This is a genomic window from Variovorax sp. P4_B11 (assembly GCF_056402355.1).
Window position 1 is genome coordinate 178595 of the sequence record NZ_JBFUHO010000002.1, and the last position, 14816, is coordinate 193410.

Annotated in this window: 14 protein-coding genes; 6 read left to right on the plus strand and 8 right to left on the minus strand. The window is 68.9% G+C overall.

Going from position 1 to position 14816, the window contains the following annotated elements:
• Positions 1 to 59: 59 nt before the first annotated feature.
• The 3 genes from rsmG to AC1DYD_RS03045 form a co-directional block, all read right to left on the minus strand.
• On the minus strand, positions 60 to 698 hold the full coding sequence (gene rsmG, locus AC1DYD_RS03035; protein WP_478171264.1) for a 16S rRNA (guanine(527)-N(7))-methyltransferase RsmG: 639 nt from the start codon (positions 696 to 698) through the stop codon (positions 60 to 62).
• Positions 695 to 2647 carry a tRNA uridine-5-carboxymethylaminomethyl(34) synthesis enzyme MnmG gene (gene mnmG, locus AC1DYD_RS03040; protein ID WP_478171265.1) on the minus strand — a complete coding sequence of 651 codons (1953 nt, stop codon included), beginning with the start codon at positions 2645 to 2647 and terminating at the stop codon, positions 695 to 697. The genes rsmG and mnmG overlap by 4 nt, the downstream gene beginning before the upstream one ends.
• Before the next feature lie 379 nt (positions 2648 to 3026).
• Positions 3027 to 3212, minus strand: a complete 186-nt coding sequence (locus tag AC1DYD_RS03045) for a DUF1328 family protein (protein WP_478171266.1) — start codon at positions 3210 to 3212, stop codon at positions 3027 to 3029.
• Between the two features lie 186 nt (positions 3213 to 3398).
• On the opposite strand from AC1DYD_RS03045, the gene gstA reads away from it, so the two are divergent.
• On the plus strand, positions 3399 to 4004 hold the full coding sequence (gene gstA, locus AC1DYD_RS03050) for a glutathione transferase GstA (RefSeq protein WP_478171267.1): 606 nt from the start codon (positions 3399 to 3401) through the stop codon (positions 4002 to 4004).
• 19 nt (positions 4005 to 4023) lie between these two features.
• Here gstA and AC1DYD_RS03055 read toward each other — a convergent pair whose 3' ends face one another.
• Positions 4024 to 5298 carry a YbfB/YjiJ family MFS transporter gene (locus tag AC1DYD_RS03055; protein ID WP_478171268.1) on the minus strand — a complete coding sequence of 425 codons (1275 nt, stop codon included), beginning with the start codon at positions 5296 to 5298 and terminating at the stop codon, positions 4024 to 4026.
• A gap of 126 nt (positions 5299 to 5424) precedes the next feature.
• Between AC1DYD_RS03055 and AC1DYD_RS03060 the strand changes: the two genes are divergently transcribed.
• Entirely contained in the window at positions 5425 to 6528 is a 1104-nt protein-coding gene (locus AC1DYD_RS03060; protein WP_478171269.1) for an alkene reductase, read from the plus strand.
• Here the strand turns inward: AC1DYD_RS03060 and AC1DYD_RS03065 are convergent.
• Together AC1DYD_RS03065 and AC1DYD_RS03070 are read right to left on the minus strand one after the other, a co-directional pair.
• Positions 6510 to 7892 carry a sensor histidine kinase gene (locus tag AC1DYD_RS03065; RefSeq protein ID WP_478171270.1) on the minus strand — a complete coding sequence of 461 codons (1383 nt, stop codon included), beginning with the start codon at positions 7890 to 7892 and terminating at the stop codon, positions 6510 to 6512. The two genes, AC1DYD_RS03060 and AC1DYD_RS03065, sit on opposite strands and share 19 nt — an antisense overlap.
• Positions 7889 to 8578: a response regulator transcription factor gene (locus tag AC1DYD_RS03070; RefSeq protein ID WP_478171271.1), complete on the minus strand. Its 690-nt coding sequence runs from the start codon at positions 8576 to 8578 to the stop codon at positions 7889 to 7891. Before AC1DYD_RS03070 ends, AC1DYD_RS03065 begins: the two co-directional genes overlap by 4 nt.
• Positions 8579 to 8694: 116 nt before the next feature.
• Here AC1DYD_RS03070 and AC1DYD_RS03075 point away from each other — a divergent pair, with 116 nt between their 5' ends.
• The 4 genes from AC1DYD_RS03075 (at position 8695) to creC (ending at position 11454) form a co-directional block, all read left to right on the plus strand.
• Positions 8695 to 8889 carry a heavy-metal-associated domain-containing protein gene (locus tag AC1DYD_RS03075; protein WP_478171272.1) on the plus strand — a complete coding sequence of 65 codons (195 nt, stop codon included), beginning with the start codon at positions 8695 to 8697 and terminating at the stop codon, positions 8887 to 8889.
• Between the two features lie 29 nt (positions 8890 to 8918).
• Positions 8919 to 9044, plus strand: coding sequence for a hypothetical protein (locus AC1DYD_RS03080; RefSeq protein WP_478171273.1), 126 nt, complete (start codon positions 8919 to 8921; stop codon positions 9042 to 9044).
• A gap of 45 nt (positions 9045 to 9089) precedes the next feature.
• Entirely contained in the window at positions 9090 to 9836 is a 747-nt protein-coding gene (creB, locus tag AC1DYD_RS03085) for a two-component system response regulator CreB (protein ID WP_478171274.1), read from the plus strand.
• Between the two features lie 178 nt (positions 9837 to 10014).
• Positions 10015 to 11454: a two-component system sensor histidine kinase CreC gene (gene creC / locus AC1DYD_RS03090; RefSeq protein WP_478171275.1), complete on the plus strand. Its 1440-nt coding sequence runs from the start codon at positions 10015 to 10017 to the stop codon at positions 11452 to 11454.
• Here creC and AC1DYD_RS03095 read toward each other — a convergent pair.
• On the minus strand, positions 11448 to 12053 hold the full coding sequence (locus AC1DYD_RS03095) for a hypothetical protein (RefSeq protein WP_478171276.1): 606 nt from the start codon (positions 12051 to 12053) through the stop codon (positions 11448 to 11450). The two genes, creC and AC1DYD_RS03095, sit on opposite strands and share 7 nt — an antisense overlap.
• Positions 12054 to 12316: 263 nt before the next feature.
• Entirely contained in the window at positions 12317 to 14686 is a 2370-nt protein-coding gene (locus AC1DYD_RS03100; RefSeq protein WP_478171277.1) for a penicillin-binding protein 1A, read from the minus strand.
• Positions 14687 to 14816: the final 130 nt, after the last annotated feature.

The following is a 14816-nucleotide window of genomic DNA, read 5'->3' on the forward strand; positions in this document are numbered from 1 at the left end:
GGAAGTGCCTCAAAAGGGAGTGCGTCGAGTCTAAGCGAGGTCGACGCGCAGAGCGCCAATCAGGCGTCGGGTTTTCGCATCCAGACGATGCATCGCTCGGCATCCAGACCGGGGACCGTCAGTTGTTCCACGTGAAACACCTCGCCATCCGCAGGGAGTTGGGCGATTTCATCGTCCGGCGCCCTGCCCTTCATGGCCATCCAGATGCCCTTCGGCGCCAGCAAGTGATGCGAGCCCTGGACGAAATCAGCCAGTGAGGCGAACGCACGGGAGCTGATCAGCTCGTAACGGCCCGACAGCGTCTCGACGCGCGCGTGCAGGCCTCGAAGATTCTTCAGGCGCAGTTCCGAGGCCACTTGCTGGACAAAGGCCGCCTTCTTCGCCACCGCGTCGAGGCAGGTGACCTGGATGTCGTCCCGCAGGATCGCGATCACCACGCCAGGCAATCCTGCCCCTGCCCCAACGTCCAGAAGATTCGCTCCGCCTGGACACTCACGCCGAAGCGGCTCGATCACCGAGAGGCTGTCGAGCAGATGGTGCGTCAGTACCGTCGCCGGATCCCTCAGTGCGGTCAGGTTGTAGGCCTTGTTCCACTTCAAGATGAGAGCGCCGTAGGCCAGCAGGCGCTCGCATTGCAGATCGCTCAGGCGCAGGCCCAAGGCGCGCGCGCCTTCCCGCAGTTGTTGTTCCTGGCTCATTCGGCGGACGGCGATTCCGCAGCCTCAGCCGTGTCGCGCACGAAGGCCTGGTGCCCGCCCTTGCGAAGATGAATCATCAGCAGCGAGATCGCCGCCGGGGTCACACCTGAAATGCGAGACGCCATTCCCAGGGTCTCGGGCCGATGTTTCGACAGCTTTTGCCGCACTTCGAAACTCAGGGCCTTGACCTGCCCATAGTCGAAGGAAGCGGGCAGCTTGAGGTTTTCGAAATGCGCCGCGCGTTCGACCTCGTCATGCTGGCGATCGATATAGCCGGAATACTTGGCGGCAATCTCGATCTGCTCGATCTCCACCGGCCCCGGCACGACCGAAGGGCTGTACTTCCCACCGTCCAGCGACATCAAGGACTCGTAGCTGACATTCGGGCGCCGCAGCAGGTCGCCGAGGTTGTACTCGTGGTCGATGGCTTTGCCCAGCACCCGCTCGGATTCGGCGGCAGGCAGGTTGCGCGGATTCACCCAGATCGAACGCAACCGTTCTGTTTCACGTGAAACAACATCGCGCTTGCGCGAGAAGGCGTCCCAGCGAGCATCATCGACCAACCCCAGCTTGCGACCGGTCTCGGTCAGGCGCATGTCGGCGTTGTCTTCGCGCAGTTGCAGCCGGAACTCGGCACGACTCGTGAACATGCGGTAGGGCTCGGTCACGCCCTTGGTGATCAGGTCGTCTACCAGCACGCCGAGGTAGGCCTCGTCGCGGCGCGGCAGCCACGCGTCCTCGCCCCTGCATTGCAGTGCAGCATTGACGCCGGCGAACAAGCCCTGCGCCGCGGCCTCCTCGTAGCCGGTCGTGCCATTGATCTGCCCGGCAAAGAACAGGCCCTGGATCGCTCGCGTCTCGAAATTGCTCTTGAGCTCGCGCGGGTCGAAGTAGTCGTATTCGATCGCGTAGCCGGGCCGCAGGATATGGGCGTTCTCCAGTCCGACCATCGAACGCACCAGCTGGTACTGGATGTCGAAAGGCAGGCTGGTCGAGATCCCGTTCGGGTAGTACTCGTGGGTGGTCAGGCCTTCGGGCTCGAGGAAGATCTGATGGCTTTCCTTGTCGGCGAAGCGATTGATCTTGTCCTCGACGCTCGGGCAGTAGCGCGGCCCGATGCCGTCGATCTTGCCCGTGAACATCGGACTGCGGTCGAAGCCCGAGCGGATGATGTCGTGGGTGCGGGCGTTGGTGTTCGTGATCCAGCAAGGCATCTGCTGCGGATGCATTTCCTTGCGGCCCATGAAGCTGAACACCGGCATCGGGCCAGCCCCGCCCGGCATGCCGTCGCCGGGCTGCTCGGTGCACTTCGAAAAGTCGATGGTCCGGCCATCGAGCCGCGGCGGTGTCCCGGTCTTCAGGCGCCCCTGCGGCAGCTTGAGTTCCTTGAGCCGGGCCGACAGGCTCACTGCCGGCGGGTCGCCCGCGCGCCCGGCCTGGTAGTTGTCCAGGCCGACGTGAATGCGGCCGTCCAGGAAAGTCCCGGCCGTCAGCACCACCGCGCGTGCGCGGAAGGAAATGCCCACCTGCGTGATCGCCCCCACCACGCGGTCGCCCTCGATCATGAGGTCGTCCACCGCCTGCTGGAACAGCGACAGCTTCGGCTGGTTCTCCAGCCGGCGGCGGATGGCCGCCTTGTACAAGACGCGGTCGGCCTGGGCCCGCGTCGCACGCACGGCCGGTCCCTTGCTCGAATTGAGGACGCGGAACTGGATCCCGCCCTCGTCGGTCGCGATTGCCATGGCGCCGCCGAGGGCGTCGACTTCCTTCACGAGATGGCCCTTCCCGATGCCGCCGATCGAGGGGTTGCAGCTCATTTGACCCAGCGTCTCGATGTTGTGGGTGAGCAGCAGCGTGCGAGCGCCCATGCGGGCGGAGGCCAGCGCAGCTTCGGTGCCGGCATGGCCGCCGCCGACGACGATCACATCGAATTCTTCGGGGTACAGCATGGAATGGGGCGCAGCAAGCGTGCGCTCTCGGAAAGGGGCGGCAATTTTAATCGCCGCCGTGTTTCCGTGCTGCCTCGAGGACAAGCCGACTCGGCCGCAGCCACCGCTCACAGGCCATCGGCATTGGGCCGATTGCTATGATTTTGATAGCAACGCCATGTCCTCAGCCGCCAACCGAGCGCTCGTGAGCCGAAGCGTCGCGCCCCGCAAGCGACATAGGCACGGCATTCAACGGCAGCTCCGCGAGATCCGTCGGGTGACTGTTGCCGTTGCCAATTCGAGCGGGTGACGTGAAGCACGCGCATCACGCAATGCGCAGGACTCTGAAGCAGGCGCACCAGCGGCCGCACGCGCGGCCAGCGCTGCCAAGGGGACGGCATCAGTCGAGCGCCTTCTTCACCGCGCCCACGCCCAAGGCCGCGAGCACCACGAAGACGACTGCCAGGATCAGGAACAGGCCGAACAGCAATTTGGCGATGCCGGCTGCGCCCGCCGCCACGCCGCCGAAGCCCAGGGCACCGGCGATCAGCGAGATGACCGCGAAGACGATGGCGTACTTCAACATGATGAAAGAACTCCTTGCAGGGCGGACTCCCGCCGCAGTGGGCGGAAGCTTAGAAACGCGCGGCCGGCGACGGCATCGTCGGGACGCCCAAGGCACCGTAGGACAACAACGCGCGCACCGTGAAACCGCTAGCATCGCGCTCGCGTCGCCAAGAACGCGTTTTGCCTATTCACTGGAGTTTTTCGAATGAAGCTGTACTACTCGCCGGGCGCCTGCTCGCTGTCGCCCCACATCGCGTTGCGCGAAGCCGGCCTGGCTTTCGAGCCCGTGCTCGCGAGCACCAAGAGCCACAAGCTGCAGGACGGCACCGACTACTACGGCATCAACCCGCTGGGCTACGTGCCGATGCTCGAACTCGACGACGGTACACGCCTGCGCGAAGGTCCGGCCATCTTGCAGTACATCGCCGACCTGGCACCGGCCAAGAACCTGGCTCCGGCCAACGGCACGATGCCGCGCTACCGGTTGCAGGAATGGCTCACCTTCATCGGCACCGAGATCCACAAGGGCTTCTCGCCGCTGTTCAATCCGAACATGCCGGAAGAAGCCAAGACCGTTTTCAAGACCCGGCTGCGGTCGCGCTACGAGTGGCTCGACAGCCAGCTCGCAGAGAAGGAGTTCCTGATGGGCAACAGCTTCAGCGTCGCCGATGGCTACCTGTTCACGGTCACCAACTGGGCCAAGCCCACCGGTGTCGATCTTTCCGATCTGGCAAACGTGAATGCCTGGCATGCGCGGATCGCAGCGCGTCCGGCCGTCCAGGAAGCACTGAAAGTCGAAGGCATGAAATAGCTCGCCCCCACGCGGTGTTTCACCAACGGGCCTGGCTACGCCGGCCGTGGGGCACCGGGGTCGCTTCGCCGCTTTGGCCCGGGCGTTGGCGCCAGGCCAGGAGGGCGCCGACCCACAGCGTGAGGGCCGAGGCCACGAGGCCGCCGGCCAGGCCGCCCCGGCCGTCGGAGATCCAGCCGGTGACCGCGGGGCCGACGATCTGGCCGAGCGCGAAGACGATCGTGAAGACGCTGATGCCGGCGGCCCACTGCGCGGACGGCAGGTTGTGCCGCACCAGCGCCGTGGTCGACGCCACCACCGACAGGAAGACAGCGCCGAACATCAGGCCGGAAGCCATCGTCACCGGCCACGCCGGACTCAGCACCGGCAGCAGGGTCGCCACCCCCAGCAAGGCATTCAGAAGCGCCTGCGGGCCGCCGCCGCGGTAGCGGTCCAGCAGCCCGGCCCAGAGCCTCGACGACGCGACGCAGGCCATGCCCAGCAGGGCGTAGAAGCGCGTGATGTCGGCAGGACTCGCACCCTGCTCGCGCAGCAGCGCGATCACGAAGGTCATGTAGCCGATGTAGCCGGCACCGAACAGCGCGTAGCCCGCAAGGGCCCAGCCGAAGCGCATCACCGGCCAGGAGGAAGCGGTTGCCGTTCCCCGCGCAGGTGAGGGCGTCATCGACGCAGAGGCAGCGCCCTCCCCCGGCATGGCCCGCACGGCCAGCGCCAGCACGGCGGTGCCAGCGAAGCTGGCGAGCGCCAGCGCCCACCAGGCCCAGGCCCAGCCCTGCGGTGCTCCCGCGGCGGCCTGCAGCACCGCCGGCACCAGCAGTGCCGACAGCGTGATGCCGAAGCCGGTGCCACCGTAGTAGAGGCCCAGCAGGAAGCCCGCACGCGACGGCTGCGAAGCGCCGAGCCGCGCCGCCAGCAAGCCGCCGGAGACGAACACCCAGGCGCTCGCCAACCCCGCCAGCAGGCGCTGCAGCAACAGCGCCGGCGCCGAGCTGAAGAAGCCGCTGGCCGCCATGAAGGCACTGGCCGCGACCGCGCCGCCGACCAGCAGCCGCACCGGGCCCGCACGCCGCATCAGGGCCGGCGTCAGCAGCGCGCCCAACAGGTAGCCGGCGGCGTTGGCGGTGTTCATGCTGCCAGCCAACGCATAGCTCCAACCCAGATCGGCGCGCATCGGCGGCAACAGCAGGCCGTACGAGAAGCGGGTGATGCCGAGCGAGACGGCCGCCCCCAGCGACAGGGCCAGTGCGAGACGGAGGGCTTGGGAAGACGTGAGCGTGGCGGCAGGCAAGGACATGGGGCGCACCCATTCTGCTGCAGCCCATAGCAGCAAAGGGACAACCCCGTGACAGCAAGGTTGCGATCTGGGGTTTACCCTTTGGCCGTCTTCCTTCTTTCATCGACAACAACAGGCACTTCTTTCATGTCTTCTCTTTTCGACCCCGTCCAGGCCGGCGACCTGGCGCTCGCCAACCGCATCGTGATGGCGCCGCTGACGCGCAACCGTGCACCCAACGCGGTGCCGCGCGACATCACGGCCACCTACTATGCGCAACGCGCCTCCGCCGGCCTGCTGATCACCGAAGCCACCGCGATCAGCCAGCAGGGCCAAGGCTATGCCGACGTGCCCGGCCTCTACGGCACCGAGCAGCTGGACGCCTGGAAGCGCGTGACCGACGCCGTGCACGCCGAGGGCGGCAAGATCGTGGTGCAGCTGTGGCATGTCGGCCGCGTCTCGCACACCGAACTGCAACCCGACAACGGCAAGCCGGTGGCGCCCTCCGCGATCACGGCCAAGACCAAGACCGTGCTGATCAAGGACGGCGTGCCGACCTTCGTCGAAACCTCCGAACCGCGCGCGCTCGATGCCGCCGAGCTGCCCGGCATCGTGCACGCGTACGCCGCCGCGGCGCGCAGCGCGGTCGAGACTGCCGGCTTCGACGGCGTCGAACTGCATGGCGCCAACGGCTACCTGCTCGACCAGTTCCTGAAGACCGGCAGCAACAAGCGCAGCGACGACTACGGCGGCAGCATCCCGAACCGTGCCCGCCTGCTGCTGGAGGCGACGCGCGCGGTGGTCGACGCCGTCGGCGGCGGCCGCACCGGTATCCGCCTGTCGCCGGTCACGCCCGCCAACGACGTGCATGACGCCGACCCGCAGCCGCTGTTCGACTACGTGGTCCGGCAGCTGGCGCCGCTCGGCCTGGCCTACATCCACGTCATCGAGGGCGCCACCGGCGGCCCGCGCGAGCTGGACGACCGGCCCTTCGACTACGAGGCCCTGAAAGCCGCCTATCGCGAGGCCGGCGGCAAAGGCGCGTGGATGGTCAACAACGGCTACGACAAGCCACTGGCCGACGAGGCGCTGAAGGAGGGCGACGACCTGGTCGCCTTCGGCCGGCCCTTCATCTCGAATCCGGACCTGGTACGCCGCCTGCGCGAAGGCGCAGCGCTGAACCCGTGGGACAAGACCACTTTCTACGGCGGCGGCGAGGCCGGCTACATCGACTATCCGGCACTGGCCTGAGCGTCGGGGGCGAAGGCCACGCTGACGCGCAGCCCGCCCTCTTCCGAAGCCCGGGCGAAGCGGAGTTCGGCGCCCAGCAGCTTCGCGTAGCGGGCCACGATCGCCAGGCCCAGCCCCGCGCCCTGGCCGAGCTTCTGGCCCGCCGGGCCCTGCGCCCAGCGCTGCAGCAGGTCGGGCTGGGCCTCGGCCGGGATGCCGGGACCATCGTCCGCCACGCTCAGCGTCAGGCCATCGAGCTCCACGGTGATGGTGCGGCCGCCGTAGCGCAGCGCGTTGTCGATCAGGTTGTCGAGGATGCCCTCGACCAGCGCGGCATTGCCCTGCACCGACACCGCATCTTCCAGCCCGAGCCCGCCCAGGTCCACGCCCTTGGCATCGGCACGTGCCAGGTGCCGCAGCACGGCTTGCTGCCCCAGCTGGTCCAGGCGCAGGGTCTCGCGCTGCAGGCGGGTCCGCCCTTCGTCGGCCAGCGCCAAGCCCAGCAACTGGTCCACCAGGCGGCTGGCGCGCGCCTGGCTCGTCGCGATCTGCTGCAGCTGCTCGCGCCAGATCGCAGGATTCCGCTGCGCCAGGCCATAGTCGGCCAGCGCGCGGATGCCCGCCAGTGGCGTGCGCAGTTCGTGCGCCACGTTGCCGGCGAACTCGCGCTGCGCCGCGGCGCTGTGGGCCAGCCGCTCGAGCAGTGCATTGAGCGTATCGCCGAGCTGCTCGAGTTCGCGCGAACTGCGCGCCACGGGCACCGGGGCGAGGTCCTGGGCGTCGCGCGTCTCGAGCGTCCGGCGCAGTTCGCCCAGTGGATTCAGTTCGCGCCCGATGCCACGCCAGAGCCAGCCTGCCAGCAGGGCGAGCAGCACCAGTTGCGGTGCCAGCGAGTACGCCAGAAGCTGCTCGATCAGCAGCGCCCGGGCCCGCGTGGTCTGCGCGATGATCACCCGGTAGCCGGCCGGCGCTCCCGGTTCCAGCACCACCGCGCGCAGCGCCTGGCCCCGATAGTCGATGCGCGAGAAGCGGTGGCGCGCGCCTTCGCCCGGTGGTGGCGCGTCGAGCCCGGCGTCGCCGGCGAGCAGCGAGCCGTCGGGCCGCAGCACCGCGAAGAAGACCGTCTCCGACTGGTCGAACAGCAGGTTGCCGACCTCGCGCGGCGACAGCAGGAGCTCGGCGCCGCGCTCGCCCGCCCGCACGTTCGCCGACACCGAGTAGGCGTCGTCCAGCATCGCGCGGTCGAAGGCCTGCTCGGTGAAATAGCTGGCGACCACCACGGCCACCGCGGTGCCCAGCAGCCATGTCAGGCCCAATGGCACCAGCACGCGGCGCAGGACCCGCGCGGTCAGCGACGGCGCTGCCGCCGCCGCGCCGGAATTCACGTCTCGGCTTCCATCAGATAGCCGATGCCGCGCAGCGTGCGAATGGCCGCGCCGCTGGCGACCAGCTTCTTGCGCAGCCGCGAGATGAAGGCCTCGAGCGCGTTGTCGCCCAGGGACTCGTCGAAGGTCGACAGCTTGTCCGACAGCTCGCGCTTGCTGACCGTGCGGCCCGGTGGACTCATCAGCTCCCACAGCACCTCGAACTCGCGCGCCGGCAGGTCGAGCGGCACCCCCCCCACCGCAAAACGGCGCGCCCGCCGATCGAGCCGCAACTGCCCGAGCAGCGCGATGTCCTCGGTGCCCTGGGCCCGGCGCACCAGCGCCCGCAAGCGGGCCTCGACCTCGGCCAGGTCGAAGGGCTTGCCGAGATAGTCGTCGGCACCGGCATCCAGGCCCGCGATACGCTCGTCGGTGCGGTCGCGCGCGGTCAGCACCAGCACCGGCGTGCGGTCGCCGCGGGCGCGCGCGTGGCGCAGCGCCACGAGGCCGCTCGCCAGGCCGCTGGTCGGACTGGCGGTCGCCGGCAGGTTCAAGTCCAGCAGCACGGCGTCGAAGGACTGCACCCGCCAGAGGTGATCGGCGTCCTCGACGCTGGTTGCCACATCGACGCGGTGGCCCGCGTCACCCAGGCTGCGCAGCATCACGCCGCGCAGCACCGCATCGTCTTCGACCAGGAGAATTCGCATGGGACGTGATGAAAGGAAACTTCCCGTTTGTACCGCACAGAGCACCCCCTCGCTGGACATTGACATGGGGGAAAGGTTCAAACTTGCCCATTCGTTCACATGAAGGAGCAAACACGATGAGCCAGAAATTCCAGGTCACGGGCATGAGTTGCGGTCATTGTGCCGGCGTGGTGCAGAGCGCCGTCCAGACCATCGATCCCAGTGCGCAGGTCACGGTGGACCTCGAGACCGGGCACGTCGATGTGGTCAGCCAGCACCCACGGCAGGACATCATCGTGGCGATCGAGAACGCCGGCTACCAAGCCAAATAGCCATCGTGGCCTCGCCAAGGGGGGCGGCATTGCTGCCCAGCGTCGTCCAGACCGGGCGGGCGTTCGCCATCCGGCAGCGGATCTCGGAAATGATCCCGTTCGTCGAGGGCGGTGACAAGGCCTTCTGCTCCGGCTGCTGCTTCGACCTGCGCTGAGCCGCGCTGCCGGGAAGCCGGCCGGCGCCCGCTACCATCCGGCCCATGCCTTTCAACCCGCGGATCCTGATTGCCGAAGACGAGTCCGGCATCGCCGACACCCTGCAGTACGTGCTGCGCACCGATGGTTTCGTGCCGGTCTGGTGCGCCACCGCGGAGCAGGCCATCGCCCAGTTCACGGCCGAGCCGCCGGCCCTCGCGATCCTGGATGTCGGCCTGCCCGACATGAACGGCTTCGAACTCTTCAAGCGGCTGCAGGCCCTGCCCGGGGGGGCGCAGGTGCCGATGCTGTTCCTGACCGCGCGCAGTGACGAGATCGACCGCGTGGTCGGCCTCGAGCTCGGCGCCGACGACTACATCGCGAAGCCCTTCTCGCCGCGCGAGCTGGTGGCGCGGGTGCGGACCATCCTGCGCCGCAGCGGCCGGGGCGCGCAAGGGGCGCCGGCGCCCGCAGCGCCGACACCGGCAGCGGCTGCGGCGACACCGTCCACGCCGTTCGCGCTCGATCTCGAGCGCATGCAGATCCGCTACTACGGCCGCCTGCTCGAGCTCTCGCGCTACGAGTACGGCGTGCTGCGGCTGCTGGTGCAGCGGCCCGGCCGCGTCTATACGCGCGACGACCTGCTGCGCCTGGTCTGGGACGAGGCCAGCGACAGCTTCGACCGCACCGTGGACGCGCACGTGAAAACCCTGCGCGCCAAGCTCAAGGCGATCGCGCCCGAGGTCGACCCGATCCGCACGCTGCGCGGGACGGGCTACGCGTTGAACGAAGACCTGCCGCCCACCCCATGAGTACCAGGCCGGCGCCGGGCCGCCCCAAGGCGGCCTGCGGCCCCCTCGGGGGGCAGCGACCCACACGCAGTGGGGGAGCGTGGGGGCCATCCAGGCCGGCGCCGGGCCGCCCCAAGGCGGCCTGCGGCCCCCTCGGGGGGCAGCGACCACACGAAGTGGGGAGCGTGGGGGCCACGACATGACGAGCAGGACACGCATCTTCCTCGGCATCCTGCTGATCTACACGGCAGGCATTGCCTTCCTGCTCTACCGCGTGGTGATCGACATCGACCCGCGCTATCGCGAGTCGGCCGAGGAGTCGCTGGTCGAGGCCTCGCAGCTGATGGCCAGCCTGGTCGAGCAGGACGTGATCGCCGGCGCGATCAACACCGCGCGGCTCGAGCCGCTGTTCCGATCGGTCTATGCGCGCCAGTTCTCGGCCCAGATCTACAACCTGCACAAGCGCCACGTCGAGCTGCGGATGTACGTCACCGACCGCAACGGCCGCGTGCTGTTCGACTCGCAGGGCCGCAACCTGGGCGCCGACTTCTCGCAGTGGAGCGACGTCAAGCGATCGCTGGCCGGCACCTACGGCGCCCGCACCACGCGCGACATCGCGGGCGATCCGCTGAGCTCGGTGATGTACGTGGGCGCACCGGTGCGCTGGGGCAACGAGATCGTCGGCGTGGTCAGCGTCGGCAAGCCGGTGCAGAGCTTCGGCCAGTTCGTCGAGGACGCGCGGGCGCGCACGCTGTGGGTCGGCGGCGGCTCGGCGCTGGCGCTGCTGGTGGGCGCGATCATCGTCTCGATCTGGCTGGTGCGCCCCTTCGGACTGATCTCGGACTACGTGGGCTGGCTGCGCGCGCAGCGCAGCCCGAGCCTCGGGCGCATGCTGCGCCGCGCGGTCGACACGCTGCGCCGCGGCTTCGGGGAAATGCGCGACGCCTTCACCGGCCGCAACTACGTCGCCGACTACGTGCAGACCTTCACGCACGAGATCAAGAGCCCGCTGTCGGCGATCCGCGGCGCCGCCGAGCTGATCCAGGAGCCTTCGATGCCGCAGGCCGAGCGCGAGCGCTTCCTCGGCAACATCGCGCACGAGACGCAGCGCATCCAGGAGATCGTCGACCGCATGATGGAGCTCACCGCGCTCGAGACCCGGCGCGCGCTGGACCGCAGCGAGCCGGTGGCGCTGGGACCGCTGCTGCGCGAGGTGGCGGCCAGCGCCCAGGCCGCGGCGGCGCGGCGCGATGTCCGCGTGCAGGTGGCGATCCATGCCGAGGCGCGCGTCGAGGGCGACCCATTCCTGCTGCGCCGCGCGGTCAGCAACCTGCTCGACAACGCGATCGACTTCTCGCCTCCGGGCGCCGAGGTGCTGCTGGCTCTGGAAGCCAGCTCGCGCCGTGCCATCGTCAGCGTGCGCGACCGCGGCGAGGGCATCCCGGACTACGCCAAGGACAAGGTGTTCGAGAAGTTCTACTCGCTCGCGCGGCCGCACAGCCAGAAGAAGAGCACCGGCCTCGGCCTGGCCTTCGTGAAGGAGATCGCCACCCTGCACCGCGGCCGGGTCGAGCTCGCCAATGCGCCGCGCGGCGGCGCGCTGGCCACGCTCACGCTGCCGCTGCTGTCACATCACTGACCGGTGAGCTCTCCATAGGCCTTGCGGGTCTCGGGGCTCACCGCGTCGAGCACCTGCTGGTAGGAGGTCTGGTGGCGTGCCAGCAGGCGCGCAGAAGCGACGGCCTTCGACTTGCAGTACCAGTGGCAGCTGTGCTGCATCAGGAACAGCTCGGCCGACATCATGAAGGCCTTGGCCTTCGGTGCGCGATGCCGCTCGTTGCGCATCACGGCGGCGATGCCGCGGGCATGGATCGCGAAGGCCTGGCGCAGGTCGAAGGTCGCGCCAGGGAACAACTGCGGCGCGAAGGGCAGCGCGAGCGGCAGCTTGCTGACCCGCGCCTCCTTCTCGCCGATGCGCGCGAACTCGGCCGCGAAGCTGTCGAACTGGGCCGACAGCTTTTCTTCGGTGCTGTCGAGCAGGCGCCAGATCTGCGCCCGGCGCTCGGGGTCGTCCTCGCCGAGGCAGCGAAGATAGCCTTCGGTGAGGTTCTCCATCAGCTTCTCGATCTGATAGTGGCCGAGGTGGCTGCCCAGCAGCGCGATGCGCTGTCGCTGGTGCTGGGACTTGACGAGGTAGGCGCCGATGACGATCAGCGTCACCAGGGTGAGAGTTTCCATGGAGCTTCAAGGCAAGAACAGGCGTTGGGCAGCCCGGAGTGTAGGCACTGTGGCTTGCCGCGCGGCCGGCGAAGCGCGGCCCGTTCGTGAAACACCGCGGAACCGGCTTTGCCGGGCCGCTGGTGTTGCCCCCGGCAGGGGGCTGAGGGCCGCGGCTCCAAGCCTGCACTGGCAGGCTTGGACGGCCCGAAGAGCCGCTGCCTCTGGCAGCGACTCGAGGCGCCCCGACACGAAGTGCGGGGCAACCTGGGGGCGAGCAACAGCTACCTGAAGAAATCGAGGATGCGGCTTCGCTGCTCCGGCGCCGCGGGCGGGCTCACCGGCACGCCGGCCAGGTCCTCGGCCGACAGCGGCGCCAGCGCGGGGTCCAGGCCCAGGCTGGCCACGCCGCGGCCCGGCGCGTAGTCGTCGAAGTACCACTCGCCATCGACCTGCAGCACGCCATCGGGCGCCTTCAGCGCGGCCACCGGCACGCCCTTGAGCGCCGACTGCATGTAGCCGGTCCAGATCGGCAGGCTCAGGCTGCCGCCGGTCTCGCCGCGCACGCCGAGCTGGCGCGGCGTGTCGTAGCCGACCCAGGCGATGCCCACGCGCGTCGGCTGGAAGCCGGCGAACCAGGTGTCGAAGGAGTCGTTGGTGGTGCCGGTCTTGCCGTACAGGTCGTCGCGCCGCAACGCCTGGTAGGCCCGCGACGCGGTGCCGCCCTTCACCACGCTCTGCAGCAGCGAATCCATGACGAAGGCGTTGCGCTCGGGAATCGCGCGCCGGGCCTCGTCCAGCACCGGTGGCTCGGTCTCCATCAGCACCTTGCCGCGGGCGTCGGTGACGCGCGTCACGAGGTAGGGGTTGACGCGGTAGCCGCCGTTGGCGAACACCGCATAGCCGGCGGCCATCTGCATCGGCGTCACCGAGCCGGCGCCCAGCGCCATCGGCAGGTTGGCCGGCTGCTTGTCGCGCTCGAAGCCGAAGCGCGTCACCCAGTCCTGCGCGTAGTCGGCGCCGATCGACTGCATCACGCGCAGCGTGACCAGGTTCTTCGACTGCTGCAGCGCGCGGCGCAGCGTGATCGGGCCGTCGTAGCCGCCGTCGTAGTTCTTCGGCTCCCAGGCGGTGCCGCCGGCACCGGCCTCGAAGTGCAGCGGGGCGTCGTTGATCACGGTGGCCGGCGCGAAGCCCTTCTCGAGCGCCGCCGAATAGATGAAGGGCTTGAAGCTCGAGCCGGGCTGGCGCCAGGCCTGTGTCGCATGGTTGAACTTGTTCTTGCCAAAGTCGAAGCCGCCGACCAGCGCCTGGATCGCGCCGCTCCTCGGATCGAGCGCGACGAAGGCGCCTTCGACCTCGGGCAGCTGCGTGATCTCCCAGCTGTTCTTCGGCGTGCGTGCGACCCGGATCACCGCGCCGCGGCGGATCCGGATGTCGCGGGGCGCCTTCTCCGCCAGGCCCGACTGCGCGGGCTTCAGGCCTTCGCCGCTGATCTGCAGCGCCTCGCCGTTCGCACGTAGCGCGCTGACTTCCCTGGCGCTGGCCTGCAGCACCACCGCGGCCACCAGGTCGCCGTTGTCCGGGTGCTCGGCCAGGGCGTCGTCCACCGCGTCGTCGAGCGCCTTCGGGTCCTCCGGCAGATCGACGAAAGCCTCGGGACCGCGATAGGCCTGGCGCCGCTCGTAGTCCATGATGCCCTTGCGCAGCGAGCGATAGGCCGCCTGCTGCTCGGCCGCGACCAGCGAAGTCGAGACCTTGAGCCCGCTGGTGTAGATGCTGTCGCCGTACTGCGCATGCATCATCTGGCGCACGGTCTCGGCCACGTATTCGGCATGCAGCCGCGACGGGTCGGCGGCGTCGCGCAGCTGCAGCGGTTCCTTGCGCGCAGCCTCGGCCTGTGCTGCGGTGATGAAGCCGGTTTCCTGCATGCGATCGATCACGTAGAGCTGGCGGGCGCGCGCGCGGCGCGGATTCGCCACCGGGTTGTTGGTGCCCGGCGCCTTCGGCAGGCCGGCCAGCATCGCCGCCTGGGCGATCGTGATGTCCTGCAGCGGCTTGCCGAAATAGGTCTCGGCCGCAGCGGCGAAACCGTAGGCACGGTTGCCCAGGTAGATCTGGTTCAGGTAGATCTCGAGGATCTGATCCTTCGTGAGCTGGCGCTCCATGCGCAGCGCCAGCAGGATCTCCCAGGTCTTGCGCTGCACCGTGCGCTCGGAGCTCAGGTAGACGTTGCGCGCGACCTGCATCGTGATGGTGGAAGCCCCCTGCTTGCGGCCGCCCTGCAGGCTGGCCACCGCGGCCCGCACGAAGCCCTTGTAGTCGACGCCGCCGTGTTCGTAGAAGCGCGCGTCCTCCACCGCCAGCACTGCGTCCTTCATGACCTGGGGAATCTGCGCGAAGGGCGTCAGGTTGCGGCGCTCCTCGCCGAACTCGCCGATCAGGGTGCCTTCGGCCGAATAGACCCGCAGCGGCTGCTTGGGCTGGTAGTCCAGGAGCGCGGACAGGTCGGGAAGGCGCGGGTAGATCGTGGCCACCGCAATGCCGCCGGCGATCGCCAGCACCACCACGGTGCCGGTCGACAGCGCCGCGAGCCAGGCGGCCGTACGGCGCCAGGTCGGCGCGCGGGAGGGAGTTGCGCAGGGAGAGGTCATGGCAGGGAGGGAGCAGGAACAGGCAGCGATGGTTCCCGATCCGGGCGATGCCCGTGTGAAGTCCCTTGGCCCGGGACTTCACACGGACTTCACACAAGCCTGCGTCGGCCGCGCCGGACTTCAAGAAGCC

Coding starts and splice junctions, on each gene's coding strand:
- rsmG (WP_478171264.1), bottom strand. CDS start 698: ATGAGCCAGGAACAACAACTGCGGGAAGGCGCGCGCGCCTTGGGCCTG.
- mnmG (WP_478171265.1), bottom strand. CDS start 2,647: ATGCTGTACCCCGAAGAATTCGATGTGATCGTCGTCGGCGGCGGCCAT.
- AC1DYD_RS03045 (WP_478171266.1), bottom strand. CDS start 3,212: ATGTTGAAGTACGCCATCGTCTTCGCGGTCATCTCGCTGATCGCCGGT.
- gstA (WP_478171267.1), top strand. CDS start 3,399: ATGAAGCTGTACTACTCGCCGGGCGCCTGCTCGCTGTCGCCCCACATC.
- AC1DYD_RS03055 (WP_478171268.1), bottom strand. CDS start 5,298: ATGTCCTTGCCTGCCGCCACGCTCACGTCTTCCCAAGCCCTCCGTCTC.
- AC1DYD_RS03060 (WP_478171269.1), top strand. CDS start 5,425: ATGTCTTCTCTTTTCGACCCCGTCCAGGCCGGCGACCTGGCGCTCGCC.
- AC1DYD_RS03070 (WP_478171271.1), bottom strand. CDS start 8,578: ATGCGAATTCTCCTGGTCGAAGACGATGCGGTGCTGCGCGGCGTGATG.
- AC1DYD_RS03075 (WP_478171272.1), top strand. CDS start 8,695: ATGAGCCAGAAATTCCAGGTCACGGGCATGAGTTGCGGTCATTGTGCC.
- creB (WP_478171274.1), top strand. CDS start 9,090: ATGCCTTTCAACCCGCGGATCCTGATTGCCGAAGACGAGTCCGGCATC.
- creC (WP_478171275.1), top strand. CDS start 10,015: ATGACGAGCAGGACACGCATCTTCCTCGGCATCCTGCTGATCTACACG.
- AC1DYD_RS03095 (WP_478171276.1), bottom strand. CDS start 12,053: ATGGAAACTCTCACCCTGGTGACGCTGATCGTCATCGGCGCCTACCTC.
- AC1DYD_RS03100 (WP_478171277.1), bottom strand. CDS start 14,686: ATGACCTCTCCCTGCGCAACTCCCTCCCGCGCGCCGACCTGGCGCCGT.